Below are 21443 nucleotides of genomic sequence, written 5' to 3' on the forward strand. Positions count from 1 at the left end.
ATCGGCCCGGCGTGCGCTGGTCGCGTCGCGCGAGAGGCCCACGCGAGGCGTGCAAAGTCCGCACGGCCGTGCCACGGTAGGCGCCTTCCACGAAGAGCTCGATGCTGAGGCCCCCGCGTACGACAGGCCACGTTATCGCCCTGCTCGCGCTCCTCTCGGCCGCGCCGGCCCAGGCCGACGAAGGCAACGACGCCCCGGTCTCGCCAGCCATGGCCGCGCCCGCTGTCGCGTCGAGCGTGGCGACGGCGAGCGCGGCGACGGCGAGCGTGGCGCCGGCGAGCGTGGCGCCGGAGGGGCGAGCGATCTCCCCCGGGCGGCGCGCCCTCGCCGCGACCGGCGCGGTGATCCCCGGGCTCCTCGTGCACGGCAGCGGGCACTTTCTCCTGGGCGAGGGGCGCACGGGCCTGTCCCTCCTGGCGCTCGGCGGCGCGGGGACCGGGCTCATGATCGGTGGGCTCGCGGGCGCGGCCGTCACCGGGGCTTCGCGGCGCGTCATCGCTCCGATCGTGCTCACCACGGTGACGGGCGCGGGCCTGTTCGGGATCACGCTCCTCGCGGACCTCTATGGCGTGCTCGCCCCGGAGGGCGGCACGGGCAGCGCTCCTTCCGCGCTGCCCTGGGTCGAGACGCAGCTCGGCCTGGCCTACGTCGACGACCCCACGTTCGCTTACCGAACCTTCGTGGTGCCGGGCATGGATCTGCGCCTGCGCTCACTCCGGCTCTCCGGCGCCGGCTGGTTTGCCCTGAACGACGACAACGCGCGCCTGCGCGTCGAGACCGCCTATCGCTTCCTCGGCCCCGGCACGCCGGACGGCCCGCGCGCGGCGGACGGCTCGTTCCTCGAGCTCGAGGCCGCGCTCACACACCACCGCTACACCTCCGACGGCTTCTCGATCACGACCGGCGAGGTCACGCTCCAGGGCCGGCTCGATCTCGCCCACATCGGCCCGACGCTGCGGGGCTCGTTCGCGGAGATGGGCTGGGGGATCGGGGGGGAGGCCTATCGCAACGGCCGCCGGCCGCTCGAGGGGAACGAGCTCTTGACCCCGCATTTCGCCTTCGGGATGTACCTTGGGCACGAGGGGTATCCTCGCGGCGAGGCCAAGGTGGTTTACGAGCACCGGCACGACGGGTATGCGGCCGGCGCCAAGATCACCGGCCTCGGCAGCGGCGTGCCGGGTCACCTCGGCCTTCACGGCCGGGTCTATGCCTCGCCCCGCTGGGGCGTGCTCGCCGAGGTCCAGGCGGGCTCCGCGTACGTCGGGCGCCTGTCGCTGCTCCTGCGCCCCGGAGGATCGCCATGATCATGAGAGGCCCGCTCCTCGTGCTCCTCGCCCTCGCCGCGCCGCTCGCGCTCTCCTGCCTCGACGTGGCCGAGGGCCGCGCGCGGCGCGATCTGGAGGTGGGGAAGGCCTCCCTGGGCGAGGCGCGCATCGTCGTGGACGAGGGGCTCGCGGCGATCCGCCGCCTCGCGCCGGGCGAGCTCTCGCTCTGGGCGAGCGCGCCTGTGCTCTCGGTCCGCCTCGCCGACGCTGCGGGCGGGCCGTGGACGGTCACGATCGAGAACATGCTCGCCGACGCGGAGCTCTCGGCCGACGTCGGCGGCGAGCGCGTGCCCGTGGAGCTCGTCGAGGCGCCCTTTCCGACCCAGCGCACGTTCCGGTTCGCCCTGCCGCAGGGCGCCGAGGCCACGCTCTCGCTGCGCCCGCCGGACGCGGCGCGGCTCGAGCCGTGGCGGTTCGCGGTCTTCGCCGATGTCCAGGAGGACATCGACCGCGTGCAGGACATCTACGCGAAGATGAACGAGACGGAGGGGGTGCGCTTCGCGCTCATCAGCGGCGATCTCACCTCGCGGGGCTCGCCCGAGCAGCTCGAGCGGTTCCAGCGCGAGATGAAGACCCTCGCGTTCCCCTGCTATGCGACGCTCGGCAACCACGAGCTCGGCACGCGGGACGATCTGTATCACGAGTGGTTTGGCCGCGGGAACTTCCGCTTCGTGTTCCGGGGCGTGCACTTCACGATGCTGGACTCGGCGAGCGCGACGATCGATCCGCTCGCCTACGGGTGGCTCTCCGGCTGGCTCACCGAGGGGCGGGATCTATTGCACGTGGTCACGATGCACCTCGCGCCGCTCGATCCGGTGGGCTCCCGCAACGGCGCCTTCGCGAGCCGGGCCGAGGCGAACAAGCTGCTCACGATGCTCGCTGACGGGCGCGTGGATCTCACGTTCTACGGCCACATCCACTCGTTCTACGCGTTCGAGAACGCGGGGATCCCCGCGTACATCTCGGGCGGCGGCGGCGCCATCCCCGAGCGGCTCGACGGCATCGGGCGCCATTTCGTCACCGTCGACGTCGAGCCTCCCGGCCGGATCTCGCAGGTCGCCGTCGTCCGCGTGGACTGAAGCGCAGGCGGATACCGCTGTCGGAGGGCGGCGGCGGTGCGGACGCGCGCAGCGGAGGTTCGGCCCTGGAGCGCGGGCAGCGAGACAGGGGGATGCGGGGCGCCTGAAACCCAAATCACGCGGCAGCCCTCCCCGTAACTCCTATGTGGAGCCCCGCCGCCGCGCGGCGCGCGCGGCGCCCGCTGCGTGCCATCCCCATGACGCCGACCCCTCATGACGCCCTGTTCAAGGCCACCTTCAGCCAGCCGGAGCACGCCGCCGCGGCGCTCCGTCAGGTGCTGCCCGCTGCCCTGGCCGCCCGCATCGACTTCGCGTCGCTGGCGCTGCAGTCCGGCAGCTTCATCGACGAAGAGCTCGCCGCCAGCCAGAGCGACCTGCTCTTCTCCGCCAGGCTCGCGGAAGCGCCGCTATTCATCTACGTGCTCTTCGAGCACCAGAGCACGACGCACCCGCTCATGGCCTTCCGGCTGCTCGAGTACATGGTCCGCATCTGGAAGGGCCACCTCGGGCGCCACCCCAGGTCGACGCGCCTTCCGGCGATCTTGCCGGTGGTGCTGCACCACAGCGATACCGGCTGGACCGCGGCGGTCGCGTTCCAGGACGTGATCGACCTGCCGCCGGAGGTGCTGCGGCTGATGGCCGAGCATGTGCCGCACTTCCGGTTCGTGCTGGACGACATCAGCAAGGAGACGGACGAGGCGCTGCGGGCGCGGGCGATGACGGCGCTGGGGCGGCTGGTGCTCTGGTGCTTCCGGCATGCCCGCCGCCCGGACGAGCTGGTGGCGCGCCTGTCCGGCTGGTACGAGCTGGTCCGGGAGGTGCGCGGCGCGCCCGGCGGTGGGGCTGCGCTGTCGCGCGTGTGGCGGTATATCTTGAACATCGCGGACCCGGCCCAGCCAAGGGAGCTGCTGCAGCGGCTGCTCGTGGCGGCCGGGCCGGAAGCCGAGGAGGAGATCGTGACCATCGCAGACTACCTTCGCGAGCAGGGCCGGCTGGCGGGCGAGCGGGAAGGCCGGCTGGCGGGCGAGCGGGAGGGCCGGCTGGCGGGCGAGCGGGAGGGCCGCCTGGAAGGGCAGCGAAGCACGCTGCTCAAGCAGCTCCGGATGCGCTTCGGCGAACTGCCCGAGCCGGTCGTGACGCGCGTCCGCACCGCCGATGCAGGCCAGATCGAAGGGTGGACCGAGCGCGTCCTCACGTCGCCCACGCTCGACGACTGCCTGACCGAGCGCTGACACGGCAGCGCTCGCGCGGCGAGGAAGCTGATCTGCTGGCGCTCGCGCGGCCTAGCTCCGGGTTGCTCACGCTCGTTCCTGGTTCATGAGAATTTGAACCACAGAGGCACAGAGGGCACAGAGGAGAGAAAGAGAGTGGGATTTCTCATCTCCCTCTCTATCTCTCCCTCTCTCCTCTGTGCCCTCTGTGCCCTCTGTGCCTCTGTGGTTCAATCTCTCCCCCATCACGGAACCAGCGACGCACCGCGAGGGCGCCGTATCAGGGCCGCCGGCCGGCGGGAGCGCCGTGGCCCTCCTGGAGGTGCCGCGCGAGGAGGCTGTCGCCGAAGTCGTCCTGCAGATCGCGGAACACCGTGTGGATGTGATCGCCGCCGCGGTTGTCATACTCGATCAGGTGCGTGGGGCCGTGGATCCGGTAGTAGTGCGACTGCTTCGGCGCGGCGCTGCCCGCCCAGGCGAAGTGCAGCCGCTCCACGCCGGCGCGCTCGATGCGGTGGAGGTGCCCCTGGGCGACGTCGGCCGGGAAGTTGCGGGCGTAGACCTCCAGGAGGCGTATCAGCGCGGCGCGCTGGGCCGGGGTCATCTCGGCGGCGGGCAGGCCGTCGAAGCCCGGCAGCGCGGCGCGGCGGGAGGCCTCGGTGACGAGGTCGAGCGGCGCCGTCGGGGCGATCACGGCGCGCTGACGCTGCGCGGGGGTGAGCGAGGCCAGGAAGGCGCGGCCGAGATCCTCCTCGACCGCGAGCACACGCAGGCCCTTCCGGGGACCCGAGGGCACCTCGGCCGGGTTGGCGCCCAGGAACGCCGGTGTCGTGGCCACGGCATGTCCCGCAGACGTGAAGTTGAGCGAGATGTGATGACCCTCGAAGCGAAGACCCCAGGGGTCCTGGCGCCCGGGCTGACCGAAGACGGCGACGTGATAGCGACCCGGGTCGCGGAACGCCGGGTTGCCCTCGATGCCGCCGAGGATGCCCTCGAGCAACAGGACGCCCTCCAGCTTGCGATACCCCTCCGGGCTCAGCCCCGCCCGGAGCAGCGCGTGCGCGGCGCCGCGCTCGCGGTCGTCCATGTCCCCGAGCGCCAGGCCGGCGCGGCGGCGCGGGACGTAGTGCCAGTCCTCGCGCTCGCTGCTCTCGAACGCGAGCTGCGCGAGGCCGCGCGACCCTTGATCGAGACCCTCCAGGAAGGCGCCCGCGGACGCCGCGATCGCCTCGGCCGTGGCGCGCCCCGCAGCGGCGCCCGGGGGAGACGCGAGGCCCGGAGGCCCGCCAGGTGCCGATGGCGCTGGCGGAGCGCCGCGCTCGGCGGCCAGCTCGGCCGGCGCAGGCTGGCTGCTCGCGGCCGCCGCGGGCTCGCCGCGTCGGCCTTCCTGGGGTCGCACGCTGTTGCACGAGATCGCCATCACGAGCGCCAGGAGGGTAGCAATCCGCGCGCCCGGTCCGGATGAGCTCCCGCAGGGGCGATGTGTGAGGGCGAGCTCTTCAGATCGCCGATCGATTCTTGAGCTCACGCTGCTCTCCAGGAGGAATGGCGGACCGGCAAGCGATGTCCGTCAAGGGCTGGCTGGAGCATCCACGCTTCTTGACAGGCGAGACGTCGCTGGCACGTCCTTTTTGCAAGCCTCCACCAGAGCGCCGTACCCAGAGCGCCACACCGGCAGACGAACCCCGTTGCCTGTCGATGCCAACCCGGGTCGGGTGATGGGTCGCGTCGGGGGCCAACCCGGGTCGGGTGATGGGTCGCGTCGCAGTGGATGATTCTCGTGCCAGCGAAATCCAGCGGCGTGCTACCGGCTCGTCTGTCCGGAGGCGCGCGGCGGTAGAGTACCGCGATGCGATCGAGCGACCCGATGATCCTCGCGGTGTGCGCTGCCTTGAGCACAGCGCTGGGCTGCAACGCGATCTGGGGGATCCCCGACGGAAAACCCTCCGTGGACCCCGCGCTGACCGGCGCCGGAGGGGCCGGCGGCAGCGGGGCCGCCGGGGGTACCGGTGGCGCCGCCGGGAATGGCGAGGGCGGGGGAGACCCGTCGGCGTGGTGCCCGCCGGAGCCGTTCACCGCGCGCGCGCCGGAAGGGTGCCATGCGGCCGACGGCGACCACGATTACCTCTCCGATGGGGAGAACTGCTGTGTCCCCGGCAGGAGCTGCCTCGGCGGCAAGTGCGATGGGGGTAAGTGCGCGCAAGTCATCCTCACGACAACGGTCCCCGAGGAGCACGAGACGATCGGCATCGCCGTCGAGGGGGAAGGGGACGGCGCGCGCGTGCTCTGGGGCAGCGGCTATGGAGGCACGGTCTTCGCGACCGAGAAGGCGGCCAGCGGCTTGACCGAGCCGCTGGTGGTCCTGGACTCCTCGGTCACCATGCTCGCGCGCGACGGGAGCTCGCTGTTCATCACCGACTGGGGCTTGTCGGACGTGCGTCGGGTGCCGCTTCAAGGGAACATCACGGTCCCGACGGTCGCGAGCGCGGAAGGGGCCGCGCGCGGCTGGCAGCCCGTGGCCAGCGACGGGTGGGTCTACTGGGTCACCGAGGCACCCCACGAGGACGAGGCGCCCGACGCGCCGGACGCCCCACACCGTATCTGGGCGGCGCGGGCCGATCAGGCCGACCAGAATGGCCTGCCGGTGCTCGACAAGGACGCCTACGTGGGAGGCCTCGCGCTGGACTCCACCCATCTCTACTGGAGTGAGATGGAGCTCGGCGCGACGCAGATCTCCGTGCAGCGCATGGCGCTCGGCGAGCCCAGCGCGCCCGAGCTCGTCGCGTCGATCCGCGTCGGCAGCGACGAGAGGCCGGGGGACATCACGGTGGGCGATCGCGTCTACTGGGTCGCCGCCGGCGATATCTACGCCGCGAACAAGGACGGATCCGGCGCAGGGGTGCTCGCCGCGGCGGGTTACCCCAGCAGGATCCTGGCCGACTCGGCCTTCGTTTACTACTTCGGCGCCGGCGGCGAGCAGCTCCGGCGCGTGCGCCTCTCGGGCGGCGCGCCGGAGCTGCTCGCCGACAGCACGTACGCGCTGGGCGTCGCGCAGGACTGCCGCGCCATCTACTGGACGACGGCCCGCGCCGAGGGGTCGCCGCCCTCGGTGCGCATGCTGGCCAAATGAGGGGCCGGGACGACGAGGGCGCCCCGAGCGCACCCGGACGAGCGCGGCGCGGCGGATGACGCCGCGCATCGCCGGCGACGGCGCGCGCCGGGGTCCGCGCTAGCATCGCGTCCATGACCTCTCCCGAGACGATCGCCGCGCAGGCACGCCACTCCATCGACGACGCGACCGGCGCGGTCGTGCCGCCGCTCCACGCGAGCACGACGTACGCGCGCGACGAGGGGTACCGCCTGCCCGCAGCGCACGAGTACGCGCGCGACGACAACCCGACGTTCCGCGCGCCCGAGGAGCTCCTCGCGGCCCTCGAGGGCGGCGCCGACGCGCGCCTGTTCGCGTCGGGCATGGCGGCCGCGACCGCCGCGGTGCAGGCGCTCGCGCGGCCGGGCGCGCGGCTCGTCGCCTCGCGGGCGATGTACAGCGGCCTCCGCCTCTGGATGACCGAGTGGTGCGCGACGTGGAATGTCGACCTCGAGCTCGTCGACGCGACGGACCTCGACGCGCTCCGCGCGGCCGTCCAGCGCGGCCCGACGTCCCTCGTCTGGATCGAGACGCCCGCGAACCCCACGTGGGACGTGGTCGACATCGCGGCCGCGGCGGAGATCGCGCGCGCGGGCGGCGCGCGGCTCGCCGTCGACTCGACCGTCGCCACGCCCGTGCACACGCGGCCGCTCGCCCTCGGCGCCGACCTGGTGATGCACGCGGCGACCAAGGCGCTGAACGGCCACAGCGACGTGCTCGCCGGCGCGCTCGCGACCGCGCGCGACGACGAGGCGTGGCAGCGCGTCCGCCGCGTCCGCCGTATGCAGGGCGCCGTCCCCGGCCCGTTCGAGGCGTGGCTCCTGCTGCGCGGCATGCGGACGCTCTTCGTGCGCGTGGAGCGGGCGAGCGCCACCGCGCTGGAGCTGGCCCGGCGCCTCGCGGGCCACGCGCGCGTCGAGCGGGTGCTGTATCCGGGGCTCGAGTCGCATCCCGGTCACCCGATCGCGGCGCGGCAGATGAAGGGCGGCTTCGGGTCGATGCTCTCGCTGCTCGTGCAGGGCGGCGCCGAGGACGCGCTCCGCGTCGCGGGCCGCGTGAAGGTCTTCCTCCGCGCGACGTCGCTCGGCGGCGTCGAGAGCCTGATCGAGCACCGGGCGACCGTCGAGGGCCCGGGGACGCTGGCGCCGCCGAACCTGCTGCGGCTCTCGATCGGCCTCGAGTCGGTCGACGACCTCTGGGCCGACCTCGACGAGGCGCTCCGGGCGGGCTGACGGCCGACAGCTCGACATGGCGCAGGCAGGATTCCCGGTTCGCGCGGGCCATGGCTTCGGGCACGCGGAACAGGTCGATCCTTTGAGCGATGGGCATGCAGTAGGTGGTCGCGGTCCACAGCTTCGGATCGTCGGCGCCGCGGAGCGGTTCGAGGTCGGACCACACCCGCACGACCTTGTCGTCGGACGCGGTGACGATGCGCTTGCCATCGGGGCTGAACGCCGCATCGCTGACCGGGGAGTCGGAGACGCGGAGGACCAGGGGCTCTCCCGTCCCATCGGCGTTCCATACCCGTATCGTCTTGTCCTGGGACGCGGTGACGATGCGCTTGCCGTCGGGGCTGAACACGGCCGCCACGACGCCGTACGCGTGCCCCCGGAGGACCAGGGGCTCGCCGGTTCCGTCGGCGTTCCAGACCCGGGCGGTCCTGTCAAAGGACGCGGTGACGATGCGCTTGCCATCGGGACTGAACGCCGCCGAAGATACCCAGCTCTCGTGTCCACGGAGGACCAGGGGCTCGCCGGTTCCATCGGCGTTCCAGACCCGCGCCGTCTGGTCGGGTGACGCGGTGACGATGCGCTTGCCGTCGGGGCTGAATGCCGCCGAGTTGACCTTGTCCTCGTGACCCCGAAGGACCAGGGGCGTGCCCTTGCCATCGATGTTCCAGACCCGGACGGTCCTGTCCTGGGACGCGGTGACGATGCGCTGGCCATCCGGGCTGAACGCCGCCGAAGAGAGCTCCTCCTCGTGACCGCGGAAGATCAGGGGCGCGCCCTTGCCATCGGCGTTCCATACGCGCGCGGTCCCGTCAAAGGACGCGGTGACGACGCGCTTGCCATCGGGGCTGAACTCCGCGGAAGGGACCGTATCCGCATGACCGAGGAGGACCAAGGGCTCACCCGTGCCATCGGCATTCCAGATGCGCGCCGTATGGTCCCGCGACGCCGTGACGATGCGCTTGCCATCGGGGCTGAACGCTGCCGAATACACGATATCCTTGTGACCTCGAAGGCTCAGGAGGTCCTCCGCGTCATCGATGTCCCAGGTCCGCGCGGTCTTGTCCCAGGACGCGGTGACGACGCGCTTGCCATCGGGGCTGAACGCCGCCCAGGTGAGCCCCTCCTCGTGGCCACGGAGGACCACGGGCTTGCCGACGCCGTCGGCGTTCCAGACGCGCGCGGTCTTGTCCCAGGACGCGGTGACGACGCGCTTGCCATCGGGGCTGAACGCCGCCCAGGTGAGCCCCTCCTCGTGGCCACGGAGGACCACGGGCTTGCCGACGCCGTCGGCGTTCCAGACGCGCGCGGTCTTGTCCCAGGACGCGGTGACGACGCGCTTGCCATCGGGGCTGAACGCCGCTGAATGGATCGCTTCCTTGTGACCGCGAAGGATGATGGGCTCGCCCGTGCCGTCGGCGTTCCAGACCCGCGCGGTCCTGTCATAGGATCCCGTGACGATGCGCTTGCCATCGGGGCTGAACGCCGCGCTGTAAGCCACGTCCTTGTGGCCGCGGAGGACCACGGGCCGGCCGGTGCCATCGGCGCTCCAGACCCGGGCGGTCCTGTCGTTGGACGCCGTGACGACGCGCTTGCCGTCGGGGCTGAACGCCGCCCCGCGGACCGCGTCCTCGTGACCGCGAAGGATGATGGGCTCACCCGTGCCATCGGCGTTCCAGATCCGCGCGGTCCCGTCCTGGGACGCGGCGACGATGTGCTTGCCGTCAGGGCTGAAGGACGCTGTGTTGACCCGACTCCCGGGGCCACGAAGGACCACGGGCTCGCCCGTGCCATCGGCGTTCCAGACCCGCGCGGTCGCGTCCGCGCACGCCGTGACGATGCGCTTGCCGTCCGGGCTATAGCTCGCCTGGACGACGAGATCCGGATGGCTGAGCACGGCGCGCGAGACCCTGCTGTTCAGCGCCGACCGCGCGAGGCTGGCCCACCCTCGCGGCAGGTTGGGCGGCTCGACCTCGCGCACGATCGCCAGCGCGGCCGTGGGATCGGCCTCCATCTCGCGGGCCGTGGCCATGCGCGTGGCGTTGCGCGCCTCCCGGGCTTCGGCCTGCGCGCGCGTCGCCTCGTCGTGCGCGCGGGCTGCCGAGTACGACACGACGAGCGCGACCGCGCCGAGCGCGGCGATGACGCCCGCCGTGAGGCGCCGCCGCAGGCGCCGCGCTCGCTCGTGGAGCGCCACGACGGCCAGCATGTACCGCTCCTCGCGGTCGCCGAGCCCGACTCGCCAGTCGGCGCCGTGCTCGGCGCGCCGGCGCTCACGCCATTGCCGGGCATCCTCCGCGGCGCGATCGCGCCAGAGCAGACCCGCGGCCTCGCCGCTCGCCTCCCATTGCAGGGCTGCGGCCCGCAGCCGGGCCAGGAACTGCGCGTCTCGCTCGCTCTCCGCGATCCACTGCCCGAGCCTGGGCCACCTGTCGATCAACGATTCGTGGACCAGCTCCACCTTCGTGCGATCGCGCGCGCAGCCGGCCTCCTCGTCGCCCGCTTCGAGGAGCAGGAGCCGCGCGCCGGCCAGGCGCTGGATCACCTGCGCGACCGCGTCGCCGGCGCTCCCTTCGCCGCCCTGCGCGGCCTCGCGGAGCTCGCCCAGGCTCACCACCGCGCGCGTGCGCTCGGGCGTGACGAGGCGCAGGAGCACCGCCCGGGCCAGCCGCTGCTCGCGCAAGGACATCGCCAGGAGCACCGCGTCCGCGTGGGCGGAGAGGGCACCGGCGACGCCGCCGAGCTGCTCGTAGCTGTCTCGCGTCAGCAGCCGGCGCGCGCGATCGCGCCGCTCCCAGAGCTTCGCTGCCGTGAATTGCAAGAGCGGCAGCGGGCTCCGCGTGCCTTCGAGCGTGCCCAGCATGTGCTCGACCATCTCGGCGGTCTCGAAGCGAACCCCGGCCGCCTCGAGCGGCGTCATCAAGGCTTCGCGCAGGCCAGCGCGCCCCATCGGCGGCAGGAACCAGAGCCCGCGGGTCACGTCGCTGATGAAGCCGTGATCCTCGGCGATACGCTCGAGGAAGTCCGAGCGGACGGCGAGCAGGACGCGCAGGGGCGACGAGGCGTCGTCGGCCGCGCCCTCCAGGCAGGAGATGAACACCGCCAGCTCCTCGGTGGAGGCGCCGAGCGTATAGAGCTCCTCGAACTGGTCGACGAAGAGCAGGATATGGCGACGTGACCCGTCTCGCCGGCAGCGCGCCCGCAGCCGTGCGCCCAGGTACCCGGGCTGGGCGCGCAAGGTGGCGACCAGGCCGTCGTGATCGGGGAGCTCGGGCGAGCTCGCCATCGCGTCGCTTCGCGCCGTCGCCCCGCTCGCGTGGTCCGCCTCGGCCACCTGCGTGAGCACATCGGCGAGGGCGGACAGCGGCCGGCGTCCGGGCCGCAGCACGAACGCCTCCCAGCGGTCTGCCGACCGTTTCAGGGCGGGGATCACGCCAGCGCGCACGAACGACGACTTGCCCGCCCCCGAGGGCCCGGCGACGACCAGGAGCTGCTCCTTGCGCAGCCGCGCCGCCGCAGCGGTGATCTCGCGATCGCGGCCGAAGAAGCGCGCGGCGTCCGGCTCCTGGAAGGCGGACAGGCCGGCGAACGGGCTCTCGTCCTCGCCCAGCCGCAGGGGCCTTCGGCCGGGCACGAGCGCCTCGAGCTCGGCGAGGAGCTCGCTGGCGGAGCCGATGCGCTCGGCCCTGCGCTTCTTGAGGCAGCGGTCGACGAGGGCGCCGAGCGCGCCCAGCTCCGGCTGCCGCTCGCTCAGGCTGGGCATCGGGAGATCGAGGTTCACGACCTCCGAGAGCCGCGCGAGCGAGAACGGGCGCAGCGGGTGGTCGCCTGTGAGCAGCTCGTACAGGACGATGCCGACGGCCCAGAGGTCGGTGCGACCGTCGATGTCGCTGCCCAGCAATTGCTCGGGCGCCATGTAGGCAGGCGTGCCGGTGAGCGCGCTCGTCCGACGCCGGCCGGCGGCTCCGGCGCGCGCCGCCTGCGCGCTCGTGCTCGACGGGAGCACGCCCGCGTCGATCCGCTTGGCGAGGCCGAAATCGAGCACCTTGATGCATCCGGCGTCGTCCAGCCGGATGTTCTCCGGCTTGAGATCGCGGTGCACGATCCCGAGCTCGTGCGTGCACACCAGGGCGCGAACGACGGGGATGATGAGCTCGATGACGGCGCCGGCCGCCCTCGGACCCGGCGGCGCAGGGGCGGCCGGCGGCGCAGGGGCGGCCGGCGGCCCGGGCGTGCTGGCTCGCTCGCCCTGGACCATCCATTCGCGCAGCGAGCGACCCTTGATGTACTCGAGCACGAGGTAGGGACATCCATGGATCTCGTCGACCTCGTGGATGACGACGATGTTCTCGTGCCCGCAGCGCGCCGTGGCCCGCGCCTCGTCCAGGAAGCGCTCGCCCTTCTGCCCGGTGTAGCTGAGGAGGAACTTGATCGCGACGAGACGGCCTAGCCTCATGTCGCGCGCCAGGTACACGACCCCCATGCCGCCCTGGCCCAGCTTGCGGATGATCTCGTAATGCTTGATCACGTCGCCGGGCTTCCAGTGCACGCGGATCGCGGCGGGCTCCGCTGGCACCCCCGCACCGGTCCGGCGAGAGACGGCGCCACGCGCTCGCCCGCCGGAGGGCAGGCTGGCCGGGACCTCGGCGAGCGTGAGCGAGCGCTCCGCGCTGGAGGGCTCGGGCGCGCTCGGCTCGTCATGACCGGTCGCCGCGTCTCGCCCCGAGCCCGCCAGGGCGCGGCCGGCGGCCTCCTCTCGTGCCTTCGCTTCGTCGCCGCTCGGGGCGTCTTTCAGGATCAAGTCCTCCCGGCGGAGCCCGTCGACCCCGCAGTCATCGAGCTCACACAGCAGGCCGTCGGCCGTGACGTCCCGCGCCGCGACGTCCAGGGTGGTCGCCCGTCGCAAGAGGGCGCCGAGCGGGTGGGCGAGGAGCGCGCGGGGGATCCGGACGGGCTCGTCGCTCTCCGGAGGGAGAGCGTCTCTCTCCGGGGACATGCCGCAGCCGCGCCGGCTGCCCGTGAGGCACTCGAGGAACACGAGGCCCCAGGCGTACAGGTCCGAGCGCGCGGTCGGCGGGAATCCCCGGCGCTGCTCGGGCGCCGCGTAGGCCTGCGAGCCGACGATCCCGGTGCCGGAGACGTGCGCCTCGCCCTCGCCGAGGCGCGCTCCCGCGTCGACCTTCCCGAAGCCGAAGCCGAACAGCAGCGCGCTCCGCCCTTCCGGCGAGGGCACGATCATCACGTGGGCCGGCCTGACGTCCCCGTGGACCATGCCCTGCCGGTGCGCGCAGGCGAGCGCGTCGAGGACCTGCCTCATCAGGCGCCGCGCCTCCTGCGGCTCGAGCGCGCCCTGCGCCGACAGCAGCTCGGCCAGGCTCTGCCCGGGGACGCGCTCGAAGATCGCATAGAGCTGCCCCTCGTCCGTCTGCCCCGCGTCGATCAGCCGGGCGATGCTGGGATGGGAGAGCCGCGCATAGCGGCGCATCTCCCGCAGGAAGTGCGCGCGGCGGCGTCGCGCGACGTCCTCGGAGACCCCCTCTGGCAGGAGGCGCACGACCTCGAGGACGACCGGCTGCCCGCTCGGGATCTGCCGCCCGTGGTAGACCGCAGCCAGGGCGGTCTCCTGGGGCGAAGAGAGGATCTCGTAGCGGCCCTGGAACACCGTCCTTGGAGCGAGGGTCTCCTGTTTCGTCATGGCCCCTCCGGTCGCAGCCGGCTCGCGCGGCAGCTTCTGCCGGAACGCCCGCATCATGGCTTGACACCGTCCGCGCGGCGATCCTGCCGGTCGAGTCCGTCCCGCGCCCCGGGGAGAGCTCGACGATGTGACTGGTCCGTCGTCGGGCAGCGAGCCTCGCTGTCCCGTCGCTGCTTCTATAGAGCGATCTCCGCTCCTCGTCTGGCACCGGCGCGCCCGCAGAGCCCCATGTGGAGCGCTGTTCATGCACGGCGTGGCGCGCTGCTTCTGGACGAGCCTGGCGGCATGACCGGCCTGACTGGCGCACGTGGGCAGAGGGCGCCTTGGACACAGCCGGCCGCACACGGCGGAGCGTGGCGCTGGTCTCGTCTTGTGCCCTCTCCCGTCCTTCAGCTCACCGCTGCTCCCGGGCAGCCGCGCGGGCCGCCTCGACGTGGCGCAGGCAGGCTTCCCGGTTCGCGCGGGCCATGGCGTCGGGCACGCGGAACAGGTCGATCCTTTGATCGATGGGCATGCAGTAGGTGGTCGCGGTCCACAGCTTCGGGTCGTCGGCGCCGTGGAGCGGTTCGAGGTCGGACCACACCCGCACGACCTTGTCGTCGGAAGCGGTGACGATGCGCTTGCCATCGGGGCTGAACGCCGCGTCATTGACCGGGGAATCGGAGCCGCGGAGCACCAGGGGCTCCCCCGTACCATCGGCGTTCCATACCCGTATCGTCTTGTCCTTGGACGCGGTGACGATGTGCTTGCCGTCGGGGCTGAACGCCGCCGAATTCACGCCGTGCTGGTGACCCCGGAGGACCAGGGGCTCGCCGGTGCCGTCGGCGTTCCAGACCCGCGCCGTCATGTCCTGGGATGCAGTGACGATGCGCTTGCCGTCGGGGCTGAACGCCGCCGAACTCACGCCGAGCTGGTGACCCCGGAGGACCAGGGGCTCGCCGGTGCCGTCGGCGTTCCAGACCCGCGCCGTATTGTCCCGTGACGCGGTGACGATGCGCTTGCCGTCGGGGCTGAACGCCGCTGACTCGACCCCATTCTCGTGACCGCGAAGGACGAGGGGCTTGCCCTTGCCATTGGCGTTCCAGACCCGCACGGTCTTGTCCACGGACGCCGTGGCGATGCGCTGGCCATCCGGGCTGAACGCCGCCGAGTAGAGACCCTCCTCGTGACCGCGGAGGACCAGTGGCCTGCCCTTGCCATCGGCGTTCCATACGCGCGCGGTCCGGTCCCAGGACGCGGTGACGATGCGCTGGCCATCCGGGCTGAACTCCGCTGAAGGGACCCCATCCCCATGACCGCGGAGGACCAGGGGCTCACCCGCGCCGTCGGCGCTCCAGATGCGCGCCGTCCTGTCGGGTGACGCGGAGACGATACGCGTGCCATCGGGGCTGAACGCCGCCGAATACACCATGTCCTTGTGACCTCGAAGCCTCATGGGCTCGTCCGAGACATCGAGGTCCCAGGTCCGCGCGGTCTTGTCCCAGGACGCGGTGACGATGTGCTTGCCATCCGGGCTGAACCCCGACGCATGCACGCCGTCCTCGTGACCGCGGAGGATCAGCGGCTCACCCGTGCCGTCGGCGTTCCAGACCCGCGCGGTCCGGTCCCATGACGCCGTGGCGACGCGCTGGCCATCCGGGCTGAACGCTGCCCAGGTCAGCCCCTCCTCGTGGCCGCGGAGGACCACGGGCTTGCCGGCACCGTCGGCGTCCCAGATGCGGGCGGTCTTGTCCCAGGACGCGGTGACGATGTGCTTGCCATCCGGGCTGAACGCCGCCGAGCTCACGCCCTGCTCATGACCGCGAAGGATCATGGGCTCACCCGTGCCGTCGGCGTTCCAGATCCGCGCGGTCTTGTCCCAGGACGCGGTGACGATGTGCTTGCCATCCGGGCTGAACGCCGCCGAGTAGGGCGCCTCCTTGTGGCCGCGGAGGACCACGGGCTGGCCGGTGCCATCGGCGTTCCAGACCCGCGCGGTCCTGTCATTGGACGCCGTGACGATGCGCTTGCCATCCGGGCTGAACGCCGCCCAGCGGACCGCGCCCTCGTGGCCGCGGAGGACCACGGGCTGGCCGGTGCCATCGGCGTTCCACACCCGCGCGGTCATGTCGTGGGACGCGGTGACGATGCGCTTTCCGTCAGGGCTGAAGGCGGCTGAAGTGACCCGATTTTCATGGCCGCGAAGGACCACCGGCTCGCCCGTGCCGTCGGCGTTCCACACCCGCGCGGTCGCGTCCGCGCACGCCGTGACGATGCGCTTGCCGTCGGGGCCATAGCCCGCCTGCATGACGACATCGGGATGGCTGAGCACAGCGCGCGAAACACCGCTGTTCAGCGCCGACCGCGCCAGGGGAGCCCACCCTCGCGGCAGGTTGGGCGGCTCGACCTCGCGCACGATCGCCAGCACGGTCGTGGGATCGGCTTGCATCTCGCGGGCCGTGGCCATGCGGGTGGCGTTGCGCGCCTCCCGGGCCTCGGCCTGGGCGCGCGTCGCTTGCTCGTCGGCGCGCGTGGCCTGCTGACCGGCGCGCGTGGCCTGCTGGCTGGCGCGGACCCCCAGACCCGACACGACGAGCGCCACAGCGCAGAGCGCGGCGATGACGCCCGCGGTGAGCCGCCGCCGCAGGCGCCGCGCTCGCTCGTGGAGGGCCACGACGGCCAGCATGTACCGCTCCTCGCGGTCGCCGAGCCCGACACGAAAGGCGGCGCCGTGCTCGGCGCGCCGGCGCTCACGCCATTGCCGGGCATCCTCCGCGGCGCGATCGCGCCAGAGCAGACCCGCGGCCTCGCCGCTCGCCTCCCATTGCTGGGCCGCCGCCCGCAGCCGGGCCAGGAACTGCGCGTCTCGCTCGCTCTCGGCGAGCCACTGCCCGAGCCTGGGCCACCTGTCGATCAGCGACTCGTGGACCAGCTCCACCTTCGTGCGATCGCGCGCGCAGGCGATCTCCTCGTCGCCCGCTTCGATGAGCAGGAGCCGCGCGCCGGCCAGGCGCTGGATCACCTGCGCGACCGCGTCGCCGGCGCTCCCTTCGCCGCCCTGCGCCGCTTCGCGGAGCTCGCCCAGGCTCACCACCGCGCGCGTCCGCTCGGGCGTGACAAGGCGCAGGAGCACGGCCCGGGCCAGCCGCTGCTCGCGCAAGGACATCGCCAGGAGCACCGCGTCCGCATGGGCGGAGAGGGCACCGGCGACGCCGCCGAGCTGCTCGTAGCTGTCTCGCGTCAGCAGCCGGCGCGCGCGATCGCGCCGCTCCCAGAGCTTCGCCGCCGTGAATTGCAAGAGCGGCAGCGGGCTCCGCGTGCCTTCGAGCGTGCCCAGCATGTGCTCGACCATCTCGGCGGTCTCGAAGCGAACCCCGGCCGCCTCGAGCGGCGTCATCAAGGCTTCGCGCAGGCCAGCGCGCCCCATCGGCGGCAGGAACCAGAGCCCACGGGTCACGTCGCCGATGAAGCCGTGATCCTCGGCGATACGCTCGAGGAAGTCCGAGCGGACGGCGAGCAGGACGCGCAGGGGCGACGAGGCGTCGTCGGCCGCGCCCTCCAGACAGGAGATGAACACCGCCAGCTCCTCGGGGGCGCCGAGGGTATAGAGCTCCTCGAACTGGTCGACGAAGAGCAGGATACGGCGACCCGCCCCCTCACGCCGACAGCGCGCGCGCAGCCGTGCGCCCAGGTATCCCGGCTGGGCGCGCAAGGTGGCGACCAGCTCGTCGTGATCGAGGAGCTCGGGCGAGCCCGCCGTCGCGTCGCTGCGCGCCGTCGCCCCGCTCGCGCGCTCCGCCTCGGCGACCTGCGTGAGCACATCGGCGAGGGCAGACAGCGGCCGGCGCCCGGGCCGCAGGACGAACGCCTCCCAGCGGTCCCCGGCCCCCTTCAAGGCGGGGAGCACGCCCGCGCGCACGAACGACGACTTGCCCGCCCCCGAGGGCCCGGCGATGACCAGGAGCTGCTCGCCGCGCAGCCGCGCCGCCGCAGCGGTGATCTCGCGATCGCGGCCGAAGAAGCGCGCGGCGTCCGCCTCCTGGAAGGCGGACAGGCCGGGGAACGGGCTCTCGTCCTCGTCCAGCCGGAGCGCCCTCCGGCCAGGCACGAGCGCCTCGAGCTCGGCGAGGAGCTCCCTGGCCGAGCCGATGCGCTCGGCCTTGCGCTTCTTGAGGCAGCGATCGACGAGGGCGCCGAGCGCGCCCAGCTCCGGATGCCGCTCGCTCACGCTGGGCATGGGGAGCTTGAGGTTCACGACCTCCGAGAGCCGCGCGAGCGAGAACGGGCACAGCGGATGCTCGCCCGTCAGCATCTCGTGCAGGAGGATGCCCACGGCCCAGAGGTCGGTGCGACCATCGACGTCGCTGCCCAGCAGCTGCTCGGGCGCCATGTAGGCCGGCGTGCCGGTGAGCGTGCTCCTCCGGCGCCGGCCGGCGCCTCCGGCGAGCGCCGCCCGCGCGCTCGCGCTCGACGGGACGATGCTCGGGTCGATCCGCTTGGCGAGGCCGAAATCGAGCACCTTGACGCATCCGGCGTCGTCCACGCGGACGTTCTCCGGCTTGAGATCGCGGTGCACGATCCCGAGATCGTGCGCGCAGACCAGCGCGCGAACGACAGGGATCATGATCTCGATGACGACGCCGGCCGGCCTCGGGCCAGGCGGCGCGGGGGCGGACGGCGACCCGGACGCGCTGGGGCGCTCGCCCTGGGCCATCCATTCGCGCAGCGAGCGACCCTTGATGTACTCGAGCACGAGGTAGGGACATCCATGGATCTCGTCGATCTCGTGGATGACCACGATGTTCTCGTGCCTGCAGCGCGCCGTGGCCTGCGCCTCGTCCAGCGAGCGCTCGGCGTTCTGCCCGGCGTAGCCGAGGAGGAACTTGATCGCGACCAGGCGGCCGAGCGTCGTGTCGCGCGCCAGGTACACGACCCCCATGCCGCCCTGGCCCAGCTTGCGGATGATCTCGTAATGCTTGATGACGTCGCCGGCCCTCGGGTGCACGGGGGCTGCAACGGGCTCCGCTGGCGTCCGCGCATCACCCGTCCGGGGAGCCGCGGTACCGTGCGTTCGCCCGCCGGGGGCCGGGCTGGCCGGGACCTCCGGCAGCGTGAGCGTGAGCGGGGCCTCCTCGCTGGAGATCTCGGGCGCGCCCGGTTCGCCAGGACGGGTCGCCGCGCCTCGCGTCGGGGCGGTCAGGGCGCCGCCCGCGGCCTCCTCTCTTCTCGTCCCTTCGGCGCCGACCGGGGCGTCCTTCAGGATCAGATCCTCCCGGCGGAGCCCGTCGACCGAGCACGCGTCGAGCTCGCACAGCAGGCCGTCGGCCGTGACGTCCCGCGCCGCGAAGTCCTCGGTCGTCGCCGACCGCAAGATGGCGCCGAGGGGGTGATCGAGGAGCGCGCGAGGGATCCGGACCGGCTCATCGCTCTCCGGATGGAGAGCGTCTCTCTCCGGGGACATGCCGCAGCCGCGCCGGCTGCCCGTGAGGCACTCGAGGAACACGAGGCCCCAGGCGTACAGGTCCGAGCGCGCGGTGGGCGGGAATCCCCGGCGCTGCTCGGGCGCCGCGTACGCCTGCGAGCCGACGATCCCGGTGCCGGAGACGTGCGTGCCGCCCTCGCCGACGCGCGCTCCCGAGGCGGCGACCAGGCCGAAGCCGAAGCCGAACAGCATCGCGCTCCGCTCTGCCCGAGAGGGCACGACCATCACGTGGGCCGGCCTGACGTCCCCGTGGACCATGCCTTGCCGATGAGCGCAGGCGAGCGCGTCGAGGACCTGCCTCATCAGGCGCCGCGCCTCCTGCGGCTCGAGCGCGCCCTGCGCCGACAGCAGCTCGGCCAGGCTCTGCCCGGGGACGTGCTCGAAGATCGCATAGAGCTGCCCCTCGTCCGTCTGCCCCGCGTCGATCAACCGGGCGATGCAGGGGTGGCCGAGCCGCGCATAGCGGCGCATCTCCCGCAGGAAGTGCGCGCGGCGGCGTCGCGCGACGTCCTCGGAGACCCCCTCTGGCAGGAGGCGCACGACCTCGAGGACGACCGGCTGCCCGCTCGCGATCTGCCGCCCGTGGTAGACCGCGGCGAGGGCGGTCTCCTCGGGCGAAGAGAGGATCTCGTAGCGGCCCTGGAACACCGTCCTTGGAGCGAGGGTCTCCTGTTTCGTCATGGCCCCTCCGGTCGCAGCCGGCTCGCGCGGCAGCTTCCGCCGGAACGCCCGCATCACGGCTCGACGCCGTCCACCTGGCGATCCCGTCGGTCGAGCCCGCCCCGCGCCTGCAGGAGAGCTCGACGAGGTGGCCGGCCCGGCGCTCGGGCAGCCAGCCTCGCTGCCTCATTGCTTCTTCTGTAGAGCGATCTCCGCGCCTCGTCCGGTGTCGGCGCGCCTGCTGCGCGCCGTGTGACGGACGCATGGCGGCGCGGCCAGCCTGACAGGCGCGTGGGCGCGGGGAGCGCCCAGGCGTCGGGGTTGCGAGAGGCGAGGCGGGAACGGAGGGGGGCGCGACGTGGCGGAGCACCCTCGCCAGGGGGCGAGCTGGGTCGAGGCCGAGCCGGGCGGCCTCGGAGGGGGCGCGGGGAGGTCGCGATGCTCGGCTCAGCGATGCTGAAAGGCGAGGGGCATCGGGAAGAGCTCATTCAGCACGACGTCCCCGATGGCGTACGTGAGCGGCGTGCGCGACATCACCTGCGCGAGCTTCGCGATGTCGCTGGCCAGCTCGCATCGCTCGTTGCGCACGTCGAACGTCGGCGCCATCAGCCGACAGCACTCATGGGCCAGACCCCAGGCGGTGAATCGCCTCGACGCGGCGCGCGCGTCGTCCACCGTCCAGACGCCCATCTCGGCGCCGCGGCGCCGCCGCACCTTGCCCCCGCTGACCAGGCTCAGCGCCCACCTGAAGAGAGGGAGCACGTCGAGGTGCTCCTCGCCGCGCAAGCGCAGACGCTCGGCCAGATCGGCCCCATAGTCCCACGGCATGGCGTACTCGGCGCATGCTTGCGCCGGGATGCGGCGCAGCACGTCCGCGTGCTCTCGCTCCGCCAGGTCGAGCAGCCATCGGGCGTCATGGGCCAGTCCGGGCAGCGCGCCGAGCCTGACGACGAGCTGGAACACGGCGAGGACGAACTGCGCGACGGACGCCTCTCGCAATGAGCGGAGGCGAGGCCGGAGCGGGTCGAGCGGCGCACGCGAAGCCACGAGCCCCGTGGCCACCGTGAACAGGTAGTCCGCCGGCTCGTAACACGCCGCCACGGCCGGTGAGAGCAGCTCCTCGTGGAGGCTCAGCGAGAAGTCCGTCATCGCGTGCTGGAGGAGCGCCTTCAGCCATCGTCGTCTGTCCGACCCCTCCGGCGCTTCGGCCACGCGCGCGAACACCTCCTCGACGAGGGACATCCGGCCAGGCGCGTCGCTCGACGCCATCGCGATATGGAAGCACACGAATCCCTCGAACGCCTCGACAGGCGTCGAGAGCGTCGAGGAGCGCTGCCGGAAGCGGTCGAGCGCGTCACGCGCTCTGCCGGGGCCGCCAGGGTGGAACCACTGCAGCACCGGGCGGAAGTCGACGCCCTGCGCCGACCTGCGGCCGTGGGGGTGGGCGCGGCGGTCGGTGAGCTGAAGCAGCACCCCGTGCGCGAACGAATCGGCTCGCTGGAGCGCTCTCGATAGCTGGGTGAGCGGCGGGTCGACGCAAGCGTGACGCGCGAGCATCCAGAAGAGCGAGGTCATGGCCTGGTACTTGGTCGTCGGCGCCTGCTCCAGCATCGCTTCCATGGGCGCCTCTTACCA

Annotated in this window: 8 protein-coding genes and 1 pseudogene; 5 read left to right on the plus strand and 4 right to left on the minus strand. The window is 72.6% G+C overall.

Features of this window, described 5'->3' with window-relative positions:
- The first annotated feature begins 101 nt into the window (after positions 1-101).
- The 3 genes from WME96_RS01215 to WME96_RS01225 all read left to right on the plus strand — a co-directional run bounded on the left by WME96_RS01215 (position 102) and on the right by WME96_RS01225 (position 3636).
- Positions 102-1304: a hypothetical protein gene (locus WME96_RS01215; RefSeq protein WP_437288354.1), complete on the plus strand. Its 1203-nt coding sequence runs from the start codon at positions 102-104 to the stop codon at positions 1302-1304.
- Positions 1301-2404 carry a metallophosphoesterase family protein gene (locus tag WME96_RS01220; RefSeq protein WP_437288355.1) on the plus strand — a complete coding sequence of 368 codons (1104 nt, stop codon included), beginning with the start codon at positions 1301-1303 and terminating at the stop codon, positions 2402-2404. The genes WME96_RS01215 and WME96_RS01220 overlap by 4 nt, the downstream gene beginning before the upstream one ends.
- A 197-nt stretch (positions 2405-2601) precedes the next feature.
- A complete protein-coding gene (locus WME96_RS01225) occupies positions 2602-3636 on the plus strand; it encodes an Rpn family recombination-promoting nuclease/putative transposase (RefSeq protein ID WP_437288356.1) in 1035 nt (344 codons plus the stop codon).
- A 259-nt stretch (positions 3637-3895) separates the two neighbouring features.
- Here WME96_RS01225 and WME96_RS01230 read toward each other — a convergent pair whose 3' ends face one another.
- Positions 3896-5035 (minus strand): DUF3500 domain-containing protein, encoded by a 1140-nt coding sequence (locus WME96_RS01230; RefSeq protein WP_437292436.1) that lies wholly within the window; start codon positions 5033-5035, stop codon positions 3896-3898.
- 429 nt (positions 5036-5464) lie between these two features.
- Between WME96_RS01230 and WME96_RS01235 the strand changes: the two genes are divergently transcribed.
- Both WME96_RS01235 and WME96_RS01240 read left to right on the plus strand, forming a co-directional pair.
- The gene (locus tag WME96_RS01235) at positions 5465-6745 is read left to right on the plus strand and encodes a hypothetical protein (RefSeq protein WP_437288357.1); all 1281 of its coding nucleotides are present in this window, start codon (positions 5465-5467) and stop codon (positions 6743-6745) included.
- Positions 6746-6858: 113 nt separating this feature from the next.
- Positions 6859-7995 carry a trans-sulfuration enzyme family protein gene (locus WME96_RS01240; protein ID WP_437292437.1) on the plus strand — a complete coding sequence of 379 codons (1137 nt, stop codon included), beginning with the start codon at positions 6859-6861 and terminating at the stop codon, positions 7993-7995.
- On the opposite strand, the pseudogene WME96_RS01245 reads toward WME96_RS01240, so the two are convergent.
- The 3 genes and pseudogenes from WME96_RS01245 to WME96_RS01255 form a co-directional block, all read right to left on the minus strand.
- Positions 7982-13687 (minus strand): annotated as a pseudogene (locus WME96_RS01245) (nSTAND1 domain-containing NTPase); the annotation flags it as partial. The gene WME96_RS01240 and the pseudogene WME96_RS01245 sit on opposite strands and share 14 nt — an antisense overlap.
- 394 nt (positions 13688-14081) lie before the next feature.
- Positions 14082-19829 carry an nSTAND1 domain-containing NTPase gene (locus WME96_RS01250; protein WP_437288358.1) on the minus strand — a complete coding sequence of 1916 codons (5748 nt, stop codon included), beginning with the start codon at positions 19827-19829 and terminating at the stop codon, positions 14082-14084.
- A gap of 426 nt (positions 19830-20255) precedes the next feature.
- Positions 20256-21428 (minus strand): hypothetical protein, encoded by a 1173-nt coding sequence (locus WME96_RS01255; protein WP_437288359.1) that lies wholly within the window; start codon positions 21426-21428, stop codon positions 20256-20258.
- Between the last annotated feature and the right edge of the window lie 15 nt (positions 21429-21443).

It is taken from the genome of Sorangium sp. So ce406, from assembly GCF_051474675.1.
Taxonomy (GTDB): Bacteria; Myxococcota_A; Polyangia; order Polyangiales; family Polyangiaceae; genus Sorangium; species Sorangium cellulosum_G.